The organism is Tepidibacillus decaturensis, from assembly GCF_001561915.1.
GTDB classification, from domain to species: domain Bacteria; phylum Bacillota; class Bacilli; order Tepidibacillales; family Tepidibacillaceae; genus Tepidibacillus_B; species Tepidibacillus_B infernus.
The window spans coordinates 1,289,577-1,307,560 of record NZ_LSKU01000001.1 but is presented as its reverse complement, the minus strand read 5'-3'; the positions used below and the strand labels follow the sequence as shown (position 1 = coordinate 1,307,560).

The 17,984-nt window shown below is 35.8% G+C and carries 23 protein-coding genes and 1 riboswitch; all 23 genes read left to right on the top strand.

All coding sequences use genetic code 11. The annotated features are described in order from the left end of the window. Window positions 1-152: 152 nt before the first annotated feature. The gene (locus U473_RS15780; protein WP_456119704.1) at window positions 153-905 is read left to right on the top strand and encodes a chromosome segregation SMC family protein; all 753 of its coding nucleotides are present in this window, start codon (window positions 153-155) and stop codon (window positions 903-905) included. Next, entirely contained in the window at window positions 902-3,724 is a 2,823-nt protein-coding gene (gene smc, locus U473_RS06340) for a chromosome segregation protein SMC (protein ID WP_456119703.1), read from the top strand. Before U473_RS15780 ends, smc begins: the two co-directional genes overlap by 4 nt. A 12-nt stretch (window positions 3,725-3,736) precedes the next feature. Then, window positions 3,737-4,729, top strand: coding sequence for a signal recognition particle-docking protein FtsY (gene ftsY, locus U473_RS06335; RefSeq protein WP_068724495.1), 993 nt, complete (start codon window positions 3,737-3,739; stop codon window positions 4,727-4,729). A 102-nt stretch (window positions 4,730-4,831) separates the two neighbouring features. Beyond that, the gene (locus U473_RS06330) at window positions 4,832-5,167 is read left to right on the top strand and encodes a putative DNA-binding protein (protein ID WP_068724493.1); all 336 of its coding nucleotides are present in this window, start codon (window positions 4,832-4,834) and stop codon (window positions 5,165-5,167) included. Window positions 5,168-5,180: 13 nt separating this feature from the next. After that, complete coding sequence (gene ffh / locus U473_RS06325; RefSeq protein ID WP_068724490.1) at window positions 5,181-6,527, top strand: signal recognition particle protein; 1,347 nt, start codon at window positions 5,181-5,183, stop codon at window positions 6,525-6,527. Between the two features lie 41 nt (window positions 6,528-6,568). Next, entirely contained in the window at window positions 6,569-6,841 is a 273-nt protein-coding gene (gene rpsP, locus U473_RS06320; protein WP_068724487.1) for a 30S ribosomal protein S16, read from the top strand. A gap of 46 nt (window positions 6,842-6,887) precedes the next feature. After that, the gene (locus U473_RS06315; RefSeq protein ID WP_068724486.1) at window positions 6,888-7,115 is read left to right on the top strand and encodes a KH domain-containing protein; all 228 of its coding nucleotides are present in this window, start codon (window positions 6,888-6,890) and stop codon (window positions 7,113-7,115) included. 96 nt (window positions 7,116-7,211) lie between these two features. After that, window positions 7,212-7,622 carry a YlqD family protein gene (locus tag U473_RS06310; RefSeq protein ID WP_068724483.1) on the top strand — a complete coding sequence of 137 codons (411 nt, stop codon included), beginning with the start codon at window positions 7,212-7,214 and terminating at the stop codon, window positions 7,620-7,622. Window position 7,623: 1 nt separating this feature from the next. Continuing rightward, on the top strand, window positions 7,624-8,148 hold the full coding sequence (gene rimM / locus U473_RS06305; RefSeq protein WP_068724481.1) for a ribosome maturation factor RimM: 525 nt from the start codon (window positions 7,624-7,626) through the stop codon (window positions 8,146-8,148). A gap of 15 nt (window positions 8,149-8,163) precedes the next feature. After that, a complete protein-coding gene (gene trmD, locus U473_RS06300) occupies window positions 8,164-8,904 on the top strand; it encodes a tRNA (guanosine(37)-N1)-methyltransferase TrmD (protein ID WP_068724480.1) in 741 nt (246 codons plus the stop codon). Between the two features lie 123 nt (window positions 8,905-9,027). Further along, window positions 9,028-9,369, top strand: a complete 342-nt coding sequence (gene rplS / locus U473_RS06295; protein WP_068724479.1) for a 50S ribosomal protein L19 — start codon at window positions 9,028-9,030, stop codon at window positions 9,367-9,369. A gap of 90 nt (window positions 9,370-9,459) precedes the next feature. Then, a complete protein-coding gene (gene lepB, locus U473_RS06290; protein WP_068724478.1) occupies window positions 9,460-9,987 on the top strand; it encodes a signal peptidase I in 528 nt (175 codons plus the stop codon). Window positions 9,988-10,011: 24 nt separating this feature from the next. Further along, complete coding sequence (lepB, locus tag U473_RS06285) at window positions 10,012-10,560, top strand: signal peptidase I (protein WP_068724476.1); 549 nt, start codon at window positions 10,012-10,014, stop codon at window positions 10,558-10,560. Between the two features lie 17 nt (window positions 10,561-10,577). Then, window positions 10,578-11,432 carry a ribosome biogenesis GTPase YlqF gene (gene ylqF / locus U473_RS06280; RefSeq protein WP_068724474.1) on the top strand — a complete coding sequence of 285 codons (855 nt, stop codon included), beginning with the start codon at window positions 10,578-10,580 and terminating at the stop codon, window positions 11,430-11,432. A 71-nt stretch (window positions 11,433-11,503) separates the two neighbouring features. After that, window positions 11,504-12,139, top strand: coding sequence for a ribonuclease HII (locus U473_RS06275; protein ID WP_068724472.1), 636 nt, complete (start codon window positions 11,504-11,506; stop codon window positions 12,137-12,139). A 6-nt stretch (window positions 12,140-12,145) separates the two neighbouring features. Next, a complete protein-coding gene (locus U473_RS06270; protein WP_068724470.1) occupies window positions 12,146-13,489 on the top strand; it encodes a hypothetical protein in 1,344 nt (447 codons plus the stop codon). Further along, window positions 13,486-13,767 (top strand): EscU/YscU/HrcU family type III secretion system export apparatus switch protein, encoded by a 282-nt coding sequence (locus tag U473_RS06265; protein WP_068724467.1) that lies wholly within the window; start codon window positions 13,486-13,488, stop codon window positions 13,765-13,767. Before U473_RS06270 ends, U473_RS06265 begins: the two co-directional genes overlap by 4 nt. Further along, entirely contained in the window at window positions 13,760-14,119 is a 360-nt protein-coding gene (locus tag U473_RS06260; protein WP_068724465.1) for a YraN family protein, read from the top strand. The genes U473_RS06265 and U473_RS06260 overlap by 8 nt, the downstream gene beginning before the upstream one ends. 120 nt (window positions 14,120-14,239) lie before the next feature. After that, window positions 14,240-14,350: riboswitch (TPP riboswitch) on the top strand. A gap of 107 nt (window positions 14,351-14,457) precedes the next feature. Further along, a complete protein-coding gene (gene thiD, locus U473_RS06255; RefSeq protein ID WP_068724463.1) occupies window positions 14,458-15,276 on the top strand; it encodes a bifunctional hydroxymethylpyrimidine kinase/phosphomethylpyrimidine kinase in 819 nt (272 codons plus the stop codon). Beyond that, window positions 15,267-16,073 (top strand): hydroxyethylthiazole kinase, encoded by an 807-nt coding sequence (gene thiM, locus U473_RS06250; protein WP_068724460.1) that lies wholly within the window; start codon window positions 15,267-15,269, stop codon window positions 16,071-16,073. The genes thiD and thiM overlap by 10 nt, the downstream gene beginning before the upstream one ends. Continuing rightward, on the top strand, window positions 16,073-16,705 hold the full coding sequence (thiE, locus tag U473_RS06245; RefSeq protein WP_068724458.1) for a thiamine phosphate synthase: 633 nt from the start codon (window positions 16,073-16,075) through the stop codon (window positions 16,703-16,705). The genes thiM and thiE overlap by 1 nt, the downstream gene beginning before the upstream one ends. Next, window positions 16,702-17,214 (top strand): energy coupling factor transporter S component ThiW, encoded by a 513-nt coding sequence (gene thiW, locus U473_RS06240; protein WP_068724456.1) that lies wholly within the window; start codon window positions 16,702-16,704, stop codon window positions 17,212-17,214. Before thiE ends, thiW begins: the two co-directional genes overlap by 4 nt. A 6-nt stretch (window positions 17,215-17,220) precedes the next feature. Continuing rightward, window positions 17,221-17,976, top strand: coding sequence for an ABC transporter permease (locus U473_RS06235; protein WP_082732398.1), 756 nt, complete (start codon window positions 17,221-17,223; stop codon window positions 17,974-17,976). Window positions 17,977-17,984: the final 8 nt, after the last annotated feature.

Below are 17,984 nucleotides of genomic sequence, written 5' to 3'. Positions count from 1 at the left end.
TTTTCTTAATTGGAAAGCATAAATTTCTTTTTATCATGGTACCAGCAAAAGTAACCGGAATATTCTTCGAAGGGAATCGTCACTTTTGTGGGCTTTCATTCATGATTATGATAAAATAAAAGAATTGAAATAGGTTTTAAGGAGAGGAAAGCATGTACCTTAAAAGAGTAGAATTATCGGGGTTCAAATCATTTGCTGATCGAACAGAATTTGAATTTGTTCCAGGAATTACAGCAGTGATTGGTCCGAATGGTAGTGGAAAGAGTAATATCACGGATGCGATCCGCTGGGTTCTAGGTGAGCAAAGTGCCAAAACCCTCCGCGGCGCAAAAATGGAAGATGTCATTTTTGCGGGAAGTGATTCTAGAAAACCTGTTAATTATAGCGAAGTATCTCTTACATTAGATAACCAAGATCGTTCATTAGATATGGAATATTCTGAGGTGACCGTTACAAGAAGACTTTATCGTTCAGGTGAAAGTGAATATTATATCAATAATCAACCTTGCCGTTTAAAAGATATTACTGAGTTATTTATGGATACAGGACTCGGCAAAGAGGCTTATTCCATAATTGGCCAAGGTCGTATCGAAGAGATTTTGAGCTCTAAATCAGAAGATCGCAGAGGAATCTTTGAAGAAGCGGCAGGAATCGTTAAATATAAAACAAGAAAAAAGGAAGCACAAAAAAAATTAGATGAGACAGAGCAAAATTTAGTTCGAATTAATGATTTGATCTATGAATTAAAAGATCAAATAGAACCATTAGAAGAACAAGCAAAAGTAGCAAAACAATATAAAGATTATGCGAATCAATTAAAGGAATTAAATATACAATGGTATGTTCATGATATTGAAAAAGCCCATTTGGAATGGCAAAACACTGAAAATGCAAAAAAGAATTGACTAAAGAACAAATCGAAATCACTTCCCAGTTAAGTCAAATGGATGCGATTATTGCAGAAAAACGTTGGCACATTAACCAACTGGAAAATGAACTAGATGAACTCCAGCAACAATTACTCAACATTAGTGAAGAAGTTGAAAAAACAGAGGGGAAAAGAGAAGTCTTTCGAGAAAGAGAGAAAAATAACCAGACGATAAAAACGCAAACGATTCAAAATCTTGAAAAATTCCAATTTAAAAAAATTGAAATTAAAAATCATTTGCAGCAAGAAAAAAAGCGACTAGAAACGATAGAAGAGAAGATCATTCAACTTTCACAACAACTAGCGAATGAAGAAAGTTCCTTAAGTCAACTGATCGCTAATCATGAAGATAAAATAGAAGGTTTGAAAGAAGAATATTTTGAACTGTTAAATGAAATGGCAACCGTTCGAAATGAGATTCGTCATTTGGCGAGTTCTAAAGAAAGTCTTACCTACCGTATTGATAAGTTAAATGGAGAGAGAGAGCAAATTGAAAAAGAAAAGAAATTGCATGCTGAAAGGTTGGAAAATATTAGTCGTGAAATCCAACATACTCAGGACGAAATTGAACAACTCTCCGAACAGTATCGTGAACAGCTTCATTTACAACGGGAACTAGGAAAGCAACAAGAAGAAAAACAAGCAATATTATTAGATCAACAACAAAAGTTAGATGCTTTAAATTCCAGACAACAAGTACTAAGGGAAATGCAGGCAGATTTCTCAGGATTTAACCAAGGGGTTAAAGAAATACTAAAAATCCGGGAAACTCAAAAACTTAAAGGTATTCATGGTGCAGTTGCCGAATTGATTCAGGTCCCCAAAAAATATGAGATAGCGATTGAAGTCGCTTTAGGTGGTTCTTTACAGTATATTGTTGTAGAAAATGAAGGTGTTGGCAGACATGCCATTCAATATTTAAAAGATAAAAAACTTGGGAGAGCTACATTTCTACCTATCGATGTCATCAAAGGCAAGAAAATAAGTCAATATGATTTAGGTAAAATTCAACAGATCAATGGTTATGTTGGCGTTGCCATCGATTTAATTGAAGTAGATATACAATACAAGGATATTATCGAATATTTTTTGGGACAAGTAATCATCACTTCCGATCTAAAAGTGGCTAATGAAATAGCAAAAACATTAGGATATCGTTATCGCATCGTTACTTTAGAAGGCGATCTTGTCAACCCAGGGGGGTCGATGACTGGAGGAAGCCAGCAAAGAAAAAATATCAATTTATTAAGCCGACAACGAGAAATTGATGAATTGACAGAGCAAATTGAACAGACAAAAAAAGAGTTATCCAATCAAAAAGTTGATATGGAAAAAATCAAATTAAATATTCATTCGACACAGGAATTATTGGAGAGAATACGTAATCAAGGTGAGAAAGAGCGGATCAAAGAACAAGAACTTCTTGGAAAGCATAAACAAATTGAAATTGAATTAAAAAATATTGAAGAGCGTTTGATGATTATCTATCAAGAAATCGAACAATCAAAAGACGAATGGAACAGTTATCATACGAAAGAGGAAGAATTAAAAAATACCCTTGAAGAAAAGGTTAAAAAGGAAAAGCTACTGCAAAAAAATATTGAAGAGGCTGAATCGATTAGAAAACAAGATGAATCCACAAAGGAAAAAACCAATAAAACGATCACAGATTTAAAAATCGATCTGGCTCGTTTGCAACAAGAAAAGGATAGCAGCCAATCATTAGTTGTAAGACTAGATACAGATTTGAAGGAGGCCTTAACTTCACTAGAACAACAACAACAAATTTTGATTCAATTAGAAAATGAATTGATCATACAGAAACAAGATGAATCTACAATTAGTGACACCATTAAGGAGTTAAGAATATCAAAGGAACAATTCCAAAAACAAATCGAAGAAAAACGAAACGTTCGTACAAAAATGCTTCAAGAAATTGAAACAGAAGAGCTTGATGCAAAAGAAATCAGAAAAAAATTAAAGACAGTGGAATCTGGTATCCATCAATGCGAAGTAAAAATAAGTCGCCTAGATACTGAATTAGAAAATTTATTAACACAATTAACAGAAGAATACCAAATGAGCTTTGAATGGGCACGACAACAGGTAATGAAAGTTGAAAATATCGACTTGGTAAAAAGACAAGTGAAAGAATTAAAAGAAAAAATTCAAGGTCTAGGTTCAGTCAATCTCGGAGCTATAGAGGAGTTTGAAAGAGTATCTGAGCGTTATCAATTTTTATCTACACAAAAAGATGACTTGGTTGAAGCAAAACAAACGTTATATCAAGTGATTAAAGAAATTGATCAGGAGATGGCAAAACGATTTATTGAGAGTTTTGAAGCGATTCGAGAACAATTCCAAATCGTTTTTTCCAAACTATTTGGTGGCGGTAGGGCTGATCTGATATTATCTAACCCAGATCAATTGTTAGAAACGGGAATAGAAATTGTTGCACAGCCCCCTGGAAAAAAACTACAAAATTTGGCCTTATTATCTGGAGGAGAAAAAGCCTTAACAGCGATTGGTTTATTATTTGCAATCCTTCGCGTCAAACCAGTGCCATTCTGCGTTCTTGATGAAGTTGAAGCAGCACTTGATGAAGCAAATGTCTATCGATTTGCTGAATATTTAAGAGAATTCTGTTCCTATACACAATTTATTGTCGTAACTCATCGAAAAGGAACAATGGAAGGCGCTGATGTGTTGTATGGAGTGACCATGCAGGAATCTGGGGTTTCTCGATTGGTTTCAGTCAAATTAGAAGAAAAGGAAAAGTCGATGCAATTGGCCTAGGAGGGATTAAATATGGGTTTTTTTAAGAAATTAAAAGAAAATATTGCCAATAAGACACAAGAAGTTACCTCAAAGTTTAAAGAGGGATTATCTAAAACCAGAGATTCATTTGTAGAAAAAATGGAAGACTTAATCGTTCGTACCAAAAAAATTGATGAAGAATTTTTTGAAGAATTAGAAGAAATTTTAATTGGTGCTGATGTTGGTGTTCATACAGTTCTTGACTTGATCGAACAATTAAGAAAAGAAGTAAAAACTAGAAAAATTGAAGATGCAAATCAGTTAAAACCTATTCTAACTCAACAAATCGTAAACTTTTTAAAAGATGGGCAATCAAATGAATTAAATATTCAATCTGAAGGTTTAACCGTTATTCTTTTTGTAGGAGTAAATGGAGTTGGGAAAACCACTACGATTGGCAAACTGGCTCACAAATTAAAAAAAGAAGGATTAAAGGTGATGATGGCTGCAGGTGACACCTTTAGAGCAGGAGCGATTGAGCAATTAGAAGTTTGGGGAGAACGAGTAGGGGTAGACGTTGTTAAACATCAAGCTGGTTCTGATCCAGCTGCTGTGATTTTCGATGCCATTCAATCAGCAAAATCAAAGCAAGTGGATGTACTACTATGTGATACGGCTGGACGTCTCCATAACAAAGTGAATTTAATGCAGGAGTTAAATAAAATTTTTCGCGTGATTAAAAAAGAGATTCCTGAAGCACCTCATGAAGTTCTATTAGTTTTAGATGCTACGACTGGCCAGAATGCCTTACAACAAGCCAAATTGTTTAAAGAATCTGCAGGTGTTTCAGGTTTGGTCTTAACTAAATTGGATGGAACAGCAAAGGGCGGAATCGTGATTGCTATTCACCATGAATTACAGATACCTGTTAAACTAGTTGGCTTAGGTGAAAAAATGGATGATTTGCAAGAGTTTGATGCAGATCAATTTGCCAATGCATTATTTGCACAAGGTTTTCTTGAAGAAGACCAGGAAGAAATCTGACAATAAAAACAGCTTGACATTCTTTTCTATAGCCAGTAATATATTTCTTGTAAAGGGAATAGTCTTTACAGATTACTCTCTTTATAGTGAGGTGGTGCAAAAATGTTAGAAAAATCAACAAGACTCATTTTGCTTCACGACTTTTATCAAGATCTTTTAACAGAGAAACAGAAACAATATATGGAATTGTACTTTCAAGATGATTTTTCATTAGGTGAAATAGCTGAAGAATTTGGAATTAGTAGACAAGCGGTTTATGAACATATCAAACGATCTGAAAATTTGTTAGAAGAATATGAAGGTAAGCTTCAGCTTCTTGCAAAATATGAACAGAGAACAAAGATTTTAGAAGAAATGGAACAGCTTATTGATCGACAAGAGGGAGAGTTTCTCCTTCAATTAAAAGAAAAAATAAATCTTTTAAGACAAATAGATTAGGAGGCGGTCAGAAATGGCGTTTGAAGGGTTAGCTGGCCGACTACAAGAAACTTTTAACAAGTTACGCGGTAAAGGCAAGGTGTCAGAAGAAGACGTTAATCAAATGATGCGCGAAGTTCGTTTGGCCTTATTAGAAGCTGACGTTAACTTCAAGGTGGTTAAAGATTTCGTCTCTCGAGTGAAGGAAAGAGCCATTGGTCAAGAAGTTCTAAAAAGCTTAACTCCTGGCCAACAGGTCATTAAAGTGGTTAATGAAGAACTTACTCAATTGATGGGAGGAACCCAGAGTAAGTTAAATATGTCCCCCAAGCCGCCAACAATCATCATGATGGTAGGTTTACAAGGGGCAGGTAAAACCACCCATACCGGTAAGCTATCAAAATATTTACAAAAACAAAACAAACAACCGCTATTAATTGCCGCAGATATTTACAGACCAGCGGCAATTAAACAACTACAAGTACTAGGGGAACAATTAAAGATTCCTGTCTTTAGTATGGGAAACGAAGTATCGCCTGTTGAAATTGCCAAAAAAGGTATTGAATATGCAAAGGCAGAAAATCGCGATGTGGTGATCATTGATACAGCTGGGCGTCTTCATATTGATGAAACCCTAATGAATGAATTGCTACAGATTCGGGATGAAGTAAAACCCCATGAAATATTATTGGTTGTTGATGCAATGACAGGTCAGGATGCAGTGAATGTAGCAAATAGCTTCCATGAGACTCTATCGCTAACAGGTGTGATTTTGACAAAGCTAGATGGAGATACGCGTGGCGGTGCGGCAATTTCAGTTAAAGCAGTAACAGGTTGCCCAATTAAATTTGTGGGTATGGGTGAAAAATTGGATCAAATTGAACCTTTTTATCCTGATCGAATGGCTTCCCGTATTCTCGGAATGGGTGATGTTCTTACTCTTATTGAAAAAGCTCAAGCCACAGTGGATTCTCAAAAAGCTAAAGATTTAGAGAAGAAGATTCGAAGTGCAGAATTTTCATTTGAAGACTTTTTAGATCAATTAGAACAAGTTAAAAAAATGGGGCCTTTGGATGAAATCCTTGGCATGATCCCAGGATTGAACAAAGCAAAAGGACTAAAAGATCTAAAAGTTGACGATAAACAATTAGCACATGTTGAGGCCATTATTAAGTCGATGACAAAAGAAGAGAAACAGCATCCGGAAATCCTAAACGCAAGTAGACGACGTCGTATTGCAAATGGGAGCGGTACAAGTATCCAAGACGTCAACCGACTTCTCAAGCAATTTGAAGATATGAAAAAAATGATGAAGCAATTTTCTAATATGGCAAAGACAAAAGGAAAAAAGAAAAAAGGATTTAAATTTCCTTTTATTTAATTATTTTAAACGATTTTTATTTGCTAAAGGAGGTGAACAACATGGCAGTACGTATTCGTTTAAAGCGCATGGGTGCAAAAAAAGCTCCATTCTATCGTTTGGTTGTAGCAGATTCCCGTTCTCCTCGTGATGGACGTATCATTGAAGAAATTGGGACATATAATCCATTAACACAACCTGCGCAAATCAATATTGATGAAGAGAAAGCTTTAAAATGGTTGCAAACTGGTGCAAAACCATCTGACACTGTTCGTAACTTATTCAGTAAATCTGGAATTTTGAAAAAAGCACACGAATTAAAACAAGAGAAATAAGTCGAACAATAATAATGGATCATTTATCCATTGGAGGTCTTTTCTTATGAAAGAACTAGTAGAAGTGTTGGCTAAAGCACTTGTTGATCATCCTGACGAAGTTCGTGTGAATGAAATAACTGGTGATAAGTCTATTGTTTATGAACTATCTGTTGCCCCAGAAGATATGGGAAAGATTATAGGTAAACAAGGGCGGATTGCAAAAGCAATTCGTACTGTTGTGAGTGCTGCAGCAGTTAAAGAAAACAAACGTGTGATGATTGAAATCATCTAAACACAGGGTGGGGATATCCCCACCTTTTGCTCTATCAAAAGAAAGTATCATCCAGATCACTTATCACCACCAGTTTTATTGAAAAGGCGGTGTTTTATGAAAATTAAGATTCCTGTTCCAGTGAAGATGGTTGTAACCAACCAATCCAAGCAGTTGTTGGTCACTGAAATTGAACAATCAATGAAGCAGATTAAAGTTGAGTTAGAACAATTAAAATTTCAACAAAAGAAATTGTTAACGGAAGCTGAGAAAAAAGGAAAAGAAGCAGTTAGAATTGTTCAAGATCGGATTGGATATGAACATCAAAAGAGAAAAGAAAAACTTGAACAATTGGTGGTTCAATTAGAACAAGTGGAGAAACTAAATATAGGAGATGAAATCTTTCATAGTACGGTAGATACCGAAATAGAAGTAAATGTCGGTGATCATTGGGATCAAATTTTTCATCGCTATGAAATTATTATTAAAGATGGTATTATAACAGAAATTAGAAAGAGGGTAGAATAAGTTGGATACCCATTTTTTTAAAATTGGACAAATCGTAAATACATTTGGGATAAAAGGTGAATTAAAGATTTATTTACATACAGATTTTCCTGATGAAAGATTTAAAAAAGGAAACCAGATTTTTATAGGGTCGGAGAATCATCCAAATCAACAATCTGCGAAGATTCAATCGGCAAAGCCATATAAGAATCTTTATTTGGTCAAGTTAGAAGGCTATGATAATATTAATCAAGTTGAAAAATATAAAGGATTATATATGTGGATTTCCAAAGAACAGCAACATGATTTGGAAGAAGGGGAGTTTTATTTCCATCAAATTATTGGTTGTAAAGTATATTCTACAGATGGTGAAGAAATTGGAACGGTTACAGAAATTTTATCCCCTGGCGCTAATGATGTTTGGGTGGTAAAGGATGCCACTTCGAAAAAAGAGATTCTTATCCCTTATGTAGAACTTATAGTGAAGGAAGTTAACGTAAATGAAAAAAAGATTATCATTGAACCGATCGAAGGTTTATTAAGTTAGATTCAGGTGATCAAGATGAATATACATATATTGACGCTATTTCCTGAAATGTTTGAAGGTATATTACAATCTAGTATTTTAAAAAAAGCACAAGAAAAAAACGCAGTAACAATTAACACGATTAATTTTCGGGACTTTGCTACCAACAAACATAAAACAGTGGATGATTATCCATATGGTGGGGGAAATGGTATGGTTCTTAAACCAGAGCCAATTTTCTATGCAGTAGAATCGATCCCAAATTATGAAAAAGCTAGAATCATCATGATGACCCCGCAAGGAATACCTTATACACAAAAAAAGGCAGAAGAATTGAAAAAGGAAGAACATCTTATTTTTCTTTGTGGTCATTATGAAGGATTTGATGAAAGAATTAGGGAACATTTAGTCACAGACGAGCTATCGATTGGTGATTATGTTCTTACAGGTGGAGAATTAGCTGCAATGGTAGTTGTTGATAGTGTGGTTCGATTGTTACCAGGAGTGCTTGGAAATCAGGAATCAGCAGAAACCGATTCGTTTAGTTCTGGATTATTAGAATACCCTCAATACACAAGACCTGAAGAATTTAGAACATGGAAGGTTCCAGAAGTATTATTATCTGGACATCATCAAAAAATTGAAGAGTGGAGAAAAAAGGAATCGATAAAGCGTACTTTACAGCGTCGACCTGATTTGATTCAAGCTCATCAGTTTGATGCAAAAGACCAAGCCTTAATTAAAACCATCAAACGGGAATTAAATCATGAAAACTAAAGACTAACTTTAGGTTGTCTTTATAAATAGATTATGATACAATATTTTTTGTTGATTACGACGGTCCTCTGGCTGTGTAGATATGCAGTTGATGAACGTCTGTTTGGAAGGAGGGAATCAACAATGAATTTAGTTCAGGAAATAGCAAGAGAACAATTACGTACAGATATTCCTGAGTTTCGCCCTGGTGACACTGTTCGTGTACACGTAAAAGTTATCGAGGGTCAACGCGAGCGGATTCAGGTGTTTGAGGGTGTTGTTATTAAGCGCCGTGGTACTGGAATCAGTGAAACTTATACAGTTCGTAAAATTTCTTACGGTGTAGGTGTTGAGCGTACATTCCCAGTTCATTCACCAAAGATTGACAAAATCGAAGTAGTACGTCGTGGTAAGGTACGTCGTGCTAAGCTATATTACCTACGTAACTTACGTGGTAAAGCAGCTCGTATTAAAGAAAAAATGTAATTCATTAAAGAAAGGGGATCTTGTCATATACAAGCCCCTTTCTTTGCCATTTTCAGCATTTATCATGAGAGAGAATAAGGGGAAACCTGTATGGAAACAAAGATACTAAAAGAACTATTTGAATGGGCAAAGTCATTAACCATCGCCGTCATTTTGGCATTTCTGATACATACTTTCTTGTTTGCAGTTGTTGTTGTGAGTGGACCTTCAATGGAACCAACTTTGCAAAACAATGAGAGATTAATCATGAATAAAATCATATACAAAATACATGCTCCAAAACGGGGCGATATCGTTATCTTCCATGCCTCTGAAAAGGAAGACTATATTAAAAGGGTGATCGGCGAACCAGGGGATAAAGTAGAATTTAGAAATCAACAATTATATATCAACGATCAACCCACACAAGAGCCATATTTAGATCGTTATTCGGGTAAAATCATTACTGAAGACTTTCCTCCTGTTACAGTACCTGATGGGATGATCTTTGTGGTAGGAGATAATCGAGGAAATAGCACTGATAGCCGAATAATAGGCCCTATTTCTCTTAACAAGGTAATAGGGAGGGCGGATCTTGCTATTTGGCCACTGAGTCAAATCAGAAAGTTATGGAATTAGATTTTCTTTAGGGAGGAACTTTCAATGAGCAGCTCGATAAATAAAGAATTAAAAGAATGGGCAAAAGCGATTGCGATTGCTATCATCCTTGCTTATCTTATTCGAACATTTCTATTTGCCCCTTTTATTGTTGATGGCACTTCGATGATGCCGACTTTGGAAAATGGAGAACGATTAATTGTGAATGAGCTTCAATATCGTTTTGGACAACCAAAGCGTGGTGATATTATCGTGTTTCGTTATAGTGAAGAACAAGATTATATCAAGCGGGTTATTGCTTTACCTGGGGAAGTAGTAGAGGTGAAAAATGATCAACTATACATTAATGGACAAAAAGTAGAAGAGCCCTATTTAAATGAAGAAAGAAAGCAATTAGCAGTTCAAGGATTAACACTTACAGACGATTTTGGGCCAGTTAAGGTAGAAGAAGGCCACCTGTTTGTAATGGGGGATAATCGCCGAAATAGTAAAGATAGTCGAATGATTGGTACCATTAAGTTTGATCAAGTCGTGGGAAAAGCTGCATTTGCATTTTGGCCTATATCCGAAATAAAATGGTTGACGAGTAAATAAAGTAGGTGAGTAATTACATGATAATTCAATGGTTTCCTGGTCATATGGCTAAAGCCAGGAGACAAATTACAGAAAAGCTGAGTCTAATTGATATTGTGATTGAATTATTAGATGCGAGAATTCCTCTTTCCAGTCGCAACCCCATGATTGATGAAATCGTTAATCAGAAACCAAGACTTGTTCTGTTAAACAAGAGTGACTTAGCTGATCAATCTATAGTAAAGGAATGGATTCAGTATTTCCATGATCAAGGATTAACGGCAATTCCTATTAACTCAATAAGTGGAAAAGGGCTTCAAAACATCATAAAAGAAGCTGAAGCGTTAATGGTTGAAAAAAGAGAAGCTTTAATGAAAAAAGGGGTTAAACCACGGGCATTAAGGGCGATGATTCTTGGAATTCCAAATGTAGGAAAATCTTCTTTAATTAATCGATTAGCTGGTAAAAGTATTGCTGTGACCGGTGATCGTCCCGGTGTAACCAAAGGGCAGCAATGGATCAAAGTAGGACAATCCCTTGAATTACTTGATACACCTGGAATTTTGTGGCCTAAATTTGAAGATCAAGAGGTAGGATACCGTTTGGCTGCAACTGGAGCAATCAAAGATCAAATTCTTCATTTTGATGATATTGCTATCTTTATTGTCAAATTTTTTAAGGAACATTATCCAGAGCGATTAAAAGAACGTTACAAATTAACGGAGATAGCAACACATCCTGTGGAAATCATTGAGCAAATCGGTCGTAAAAGAGGTTGCCTTGTTTCAGGTGGACAGATTGACTTTGATAAAGCATCAGAAATCATTGTTCGTGAATTAAGATCTGGTAAATTAGGCCCTTTTTGCTTAGAAAAACCCTATCAACTTGATTAATCTATGTTACAATAAAAACGTGCTATTGCACGTTTTTACATTTATGAGCAAATGTAGCGGAAGGAGAAACCATGTTAGAACATGAGAAAGTCTTATGGTCTCAAGGAATCCAGCTTATTGCTGGGATCGATGAGGTTGGTAGAGGATGTTTATTTGGTGATGTAGTGGCTGCTAGTGTCATATTGCCACCAAATCTTGAAATTAAAGGGATCGATGATTCTAAAAAATTAACACCAAAAAAGCGAGAGGAACTTTTTGATCAAATTACGAAACAAGCCATAGCAATCGGCGTGGGGAAGGTGGATGCTAAGACAATTGATCAAATTAACATTAAACAAGCAGCACGTCTTGCGATGAAGCAGGCGGTATTAATCATGAATATCTCCCCACAGGTTTTGTTAATTGATGCAGAAAAGGTAGATCTTACGATTCCACAAAGGTCGATTATCAAAGGTGATACGGTTAGTCAGTCCATCGCTGCAGCTTCAATTATTGCAAAAGTAACAAGAGATCGAATGTGTGAAGAATGGGATCAACTTTACCCTCTTTATGGGATAAAGCAACATAAAGGATATGCAACCAAATTACATAGGGAAATGATTCGACTTCATGGGCCAAGTCCATTACATAGACAATCATTTTTAGGAAATCTTCTTCAAGAAACATTATTTGAGTTTGAAATGGATTTTACAAAAATGGAAGGTTAGAGAAATATGATTCCTATGATTCCACGATTAGAACATATTTACCAAATGATTGACCGAGGGAAAGGTCAACTTTTTCAGTTGAAGGTTGGGCAAATTTTACGTGGGCAAGTGATAAACATATTAAATGAAACACAAGCGATTGTTCAGATTCAGGGGACAAAAATGCTTGCTAGAATGGAAGTACAATTAACCAAAGGTCAACAAGCCTTTTTTCGAGTGATGTCAATAGGAAACGAAATAAAATTAAAAGTATTGACAGATCCGACACCTTCTAGCAAACCCATCACTTCTTCAGAAGAGTTATTACAATTGTTAAATATCAAAAATTCACCTGAGAATCGTGGGCTTCTTCTAAAACTGTTAGATAATCAGCTTCCTATTGAAAAAGGAATTTTTGATGAGATTTCTAAGATACTTAAAATGATGAAACAAAATGAAGATACGGATGTATTACAAGCTGTAAAATGGTTGATTTCCAAGGATCTACCCGTAACAGCAAATTATATACGTTCAGCCCATGAATTTTTGTTTGGAGAAGGTTTTGTCACCAAATTACTTGATTTAAGCCGTTTAGCAGAAACATGGCTTTCGTCCAACCAACATAAAAACGTTCCTATTTCAAAAGAAATAACCACAAAAATCCAAAATCTACATCAACGGATAGATGAATTCCTTAGTAATGCACAAACATTAATCCATCAAAATCAAAATCAAATTCAACAGCAAATACCATTTCAACCAGAACATTTTTTAGATCGGATGGTTAAATATATTGAACAATTTCAACTGAATATGACGGATCGGACAGACTTTTTAATCAATGAAAATGAGAATACACTTAAAGAGGTCATTACCCAGCTTTTAAGTCACAAGAATCATTTACCAGAAGAATTGGTGTCTCGACTTGAAAAAATAGTAGACCACATATTAGGTCAACAATTGCTGATTACACCAGACCAAGGAATATTTTCGCAGTTTATACTTCAATTTCCTAGTTTTGTGCCCTTTTCAACCAATCCTGTTTTTATCCAAGTGCATTCAAAAAAAGAAGAAGGTAGAGCAATCAATCCTAAGGATGTTCATTTTGCATTTCTTTTTGGCCTAAATCATCTAGGTGAATTAGTGGTTCATCTGCATATTTTACAAAAACAAATCTTTGTTCAAATTCAAAATGATTATCCCTTGATTAAGGAACTGGTTAGAGAATTAGAACCTAACTTTTTAGCTTTTATCAAAGAACAAGGTTATCAAACTTCTGGAATAACCGTTCAACCATTTACAAAAGGAGAAGCTAAGGTCGACTATCCTTTCTCATCCTTTACTCATAAGGGAGTGGATATCAAAATATGAAAAAACAAATAAAAAAAGCCATTGCTTTAAAATACGAGCCTTCCCATTTCAATGCCCCTCACGTCATTGCTAAGGGTTCGGGATATATCGCTGACCAGATCATTGAACAAGCGCAAAAACATGATGTAAAAATAGTTGAAGATCAAGCCCTGACATCAATCCTTTATCAGCTAGAGATACATGAACAAATTCCCCCATCCCTTTACCCCATGATTGCGGAAATTTTTGCTTTCGTATACCAAGCAGAACAAAAAGCAGGAAATCTTAAAAATGGTTGATCAACGTAAAAACTTAGGAAAATGGGGAGAGCAAAAGGCAAAAGAATATTTAATAAAGCAAGGATATCATTTCATTACGGGGAATTGGCAAAATCGACTTGGAGAGATTGATCTCGTGATGAAGGATCGTGAGACACTCGTCTTTATTGAAGTGAGAACAAAAAGAAGTCATAAATATGGCACTAGTATAGAGTCAATCAATGAAAAGAAGCAACAACAAATGGTGAAAATGGCAAATGCTTTTTTACGGTATAAACAATGGTGGGAAATCCCGATCCGTTTTGATGTGGTAACCATAGATCAACACGAAGGGGTATACCAATTACGACATCATAAAAATGTAATTCAATAGAATCTATTCATTTCCCAGGACATCGCAAAAAGAATTGTATTTCTATTTTTTTCGACAGCAAAAATGAATAAACTTTTTATCTTGTTGTTTTCCATTTATAGGACTATAATAAGAATAATTAAATATTTGAGGGGGAGCTCCTATAAAGGGGCTGAGAAAGGGCTTAATAGCACCTGACCCTTAAACCTGATCAGGGTAATGCCTGCGGAGGGAATTTTAGGAATGTTACATAGCTTTTTAAATTTTGCCTCTGCTAAAGCAGGGGCTTTTTTCATGTAAAGAAAAGTTCAAAATAACAGGGTCACTATTATTGATTTTAAAAAAAAGGAGGCTAAATCATGAAACGAAGTCGGGCGCTAACCATTGCTGGTTCTGACAGCGGAGGGGGAGCTGGAATTCAAGCGGATTTAAAAACGTTTACTTTGCTAGGGGTTTATGGAACAAGTGTGATTACATCCGTAACTGCACAAAATACTCAAGGTGTTTTTGCGATTCATGATATTCCAACTAACGTCATAGATCAGCAAATCGAAGCGGTTCTATCCGATATAGGAACAGACGCTATTAAAATTGGAATGTTGTCTTCTAAAGAAATTGTCAAAGTAGTTACAGAACAACTAAAACAATACAAAGATATCCCTATCGTATTAGATCCAGTGATGGTTGCAAAAGGAGGAAGTCCTTTATTAGCTGATGATGCAAAAGAGGAGATCAAAAAAGAATTGTTTTCACTTGCCACGGTAATTACCCCTAATATTCCTGAAGCAGAAGTATTAACCAAACTAACGATAAAAACAGTAGAGGATATGAAAAAAGCGGCAGAAATATTAATAGAATTAGGACCTCAAGCTGTATTAGTCAAAGGGGGTCATTTAGTAGAGGAAGCAGTTGATATATTATATGATGGTAAACATTGGATTACTTTTCCTGGGAAAAGAATCAATACAAAAAATACTCATGGAACAGGTTGTACTTACTCTTCCGCCATTGCAGCAGAATTGGCTAAAGGAAAAGAATTACAAAAGGCGATTAAAAACGCCAAAGAATTCATTCAAATGGCCATCCTTGGCGCTGATGAATTAAACATTGGATCAGGTCATGGTCCAACCAACCATTGGAAATATTTAGAAGAAAAGGGGTTGGAAGCATGGAACTAAATCAAGTGAAACAAGTAGTTTTAAAAGTAAAAGAGAAAAAACCACTGATTCATCATTTAACCAATTTAGTTGTCACAAACTTTACAGCAAATGGAACCATTGCCTATGGAGCTTCCCCGATTATGGCAAATGCTGTGGAGGAAGTGGAGGAAATGGTGAGAGTTGCTAATGGGCTTGTAATTAACATGGGGACGATTACACCAGAGATGGTTACAGCGATGGAAAAAGCAGGAAAAGAGGCGAATCGTGTAGGTGTCCCCATCATTCTAGATCCCGTTGGTGTCGGTGCAACAACGTACCGTACAGAAGTAGTGAAACGGATGATGGATACTTTTAAGCCCGCAGTAATTAGAGGAAATGCTGCAGAGATGGCTCAATTGGCTGGTATACCATGGCAGATTAAAGGGGTTGATTCTGTTGGAGAAGGTGGAGACCGCTTTGAGGTGGCTAAAAAAGTAGTAGAGAAATACCAAACTGTTGCAGTAATTACGGGTGAGAAAGACATTGTAACTGATGGAGAACGGACAGCAGTGATTGCGAATGGGCACCCTTTATTATCTACCGTTACTGGGACAGGTTGTTTAGCAACTGCGATTATAGGGGCGACGATCGCAGTAGAAGAAGATGCCTTTATCGCATCAGTTGCGGCATTGACGTATTATGAAATCGCTGCTGAAAAAGCTGCAGCCAAAACTCAAGGTCCAGGAACCTTTGCTGCTTATTTAATGGATGAACTATATCAATTACCAATTTCAGATATAGACACGATGGCAAAGATTGAATGGGTGAAAAAATGATGAATTGGATTGATCAATTAGCTGTTTACTTAGTGATAGGGCGCAAAGATTGTACGATTCATCCTCCAATAGAAGTAGTGAAACAAGCTTTATCTGCAGGAGTAAAAACCATTCAGTTAAGAGAAAAAAAGGGTAACATGCGTGAAATTATCCAATTTGGACAAGAAATTCGAAAATTGACATTAGAATATCATGCACTATTTTTTGTTAATGATCGTCTTGACTTAGCCCAAATTCTAGAAGCTGATGGTGTTCATCTTGGCCAAGATGACATTCCAATCGAAGAAGGAAAAAAATTAGTGCCTCCTACATTTAAAATTGGTATTTCGGCAGGATCTGTAAAAGAAGCAATAGAGGCAGAAAAACAAGGTGCTGATTATATCGGGGTAGGCTCGATCTACCCTACGGTAACAAAAGAAGATGCAAAATGGCTTGGAATAGATGGCTTAAAGATGATCAGGCAGTCAGTAACCCTACCTATAGTGGCAATTGGTGGAATTCAAAAAGAGAATATTCCTGAGTGTAAAGAAAATGGAGCGAATAGTATAGCTGTGGTTTCTGCAATCACCCGCTCCAACAATCCTTACCAAAGCGCAAAAGAATTAGTAGAACGATGGGGGGCGAAATTATGAAGTGGGGAGTCAAACAATTGACTTTAATGGCGATGCTTGTTGCGATTGGAACGATTACTTCTACTTTAATTTGGTTCCCGGCTGGGATTGCCAAAGCATACCCGATGCAACATGCGATCAATGTGATTTCTGCTGTCGTCTTAGGCCCTGTTGGCGGGATAACCGTAGCTTTTTTAATAGGTTTATTACGAAACATATTAGGAGTAGGTACGATATTAGCCTTCCCTGGTGGAATGATTGGTGCTTTTATTGCAGGTTGGTTATATCGAAAAACAAAAAAACTTTTCTGGGCAGCATTCGGTGAAGTCATAGGTACTGGTTTTCTTGGAGCAATAGCCTCCGTTCCAATTGCCTACTTCTTTTTAGGAAAATCTGTAGCCGTATTCTTTTTTGTCCCTTCATTCCTTGTTAGTACCATTAGCGGTTCAATTCTAGCTTATTTAGTGATTTCGTTGTTAATGAAAAATGAAATGATGGCAAAGCAAATGATGTCATTCCAAGAGAGTTGATTTAGATTGATTTATTGGATAAAAACCTATAATAAAGCGATTTACCTTTTTATTTTAGGTATTATAATATGGCAACTTCTTCCCAAAGTTGTTACGATTCCGTCGTATATCTTACCTACACCTTTAGATATTATTCATTCTTTCTGGGAAGAAAAAGAAATCTTATTATTTACTCATCTACCTTTAACATTGTTAGAAAGTATGATCGGGTTAATCATTTCAATTGTAATAGGTTTTGTGATCGCTTGGATGATGCATATTTCTGTAAATGTAGAAACAACCATATATCCATGGATAATTATATCTCAGACAATTCCGATTATTGTACTTTCTCCTATTATTATCATGTGGTTAGGTTATGGTATATGGGCAAAAGTTTTTGTTATTTTTTTAATTAGTTTTTTTCCAGTTACTATGAATGTATTTCAAGGCCTTAAATCGGTAGATGGGGAAATCATTGCTCTTCTTCAATCTTATGGGGCGACAAAAGGCCAAATTTTTTGGAAAGTCGAAATTCCTTCTGCCATGCCATTTATCATAGCAGGTGTAAAAATGGCTGCAGTTTTTAGTGTAATAGGGGCAACACTTGGAGAATGGTTAGGTAGCGATCAAGGGTTAGGGTTTTATAGTAGAAGGATGACCTCCAATTTACAAGCTGATTCTGCTTTTGCTTCTGTTATTTTGCTAGCTTTATTAGGCTTGTTTCTTCATGGAACTGTACAGCTTATTCAGAATTTATTTTTTAAAAAGTATTTTAGGTAGAAAGGAAG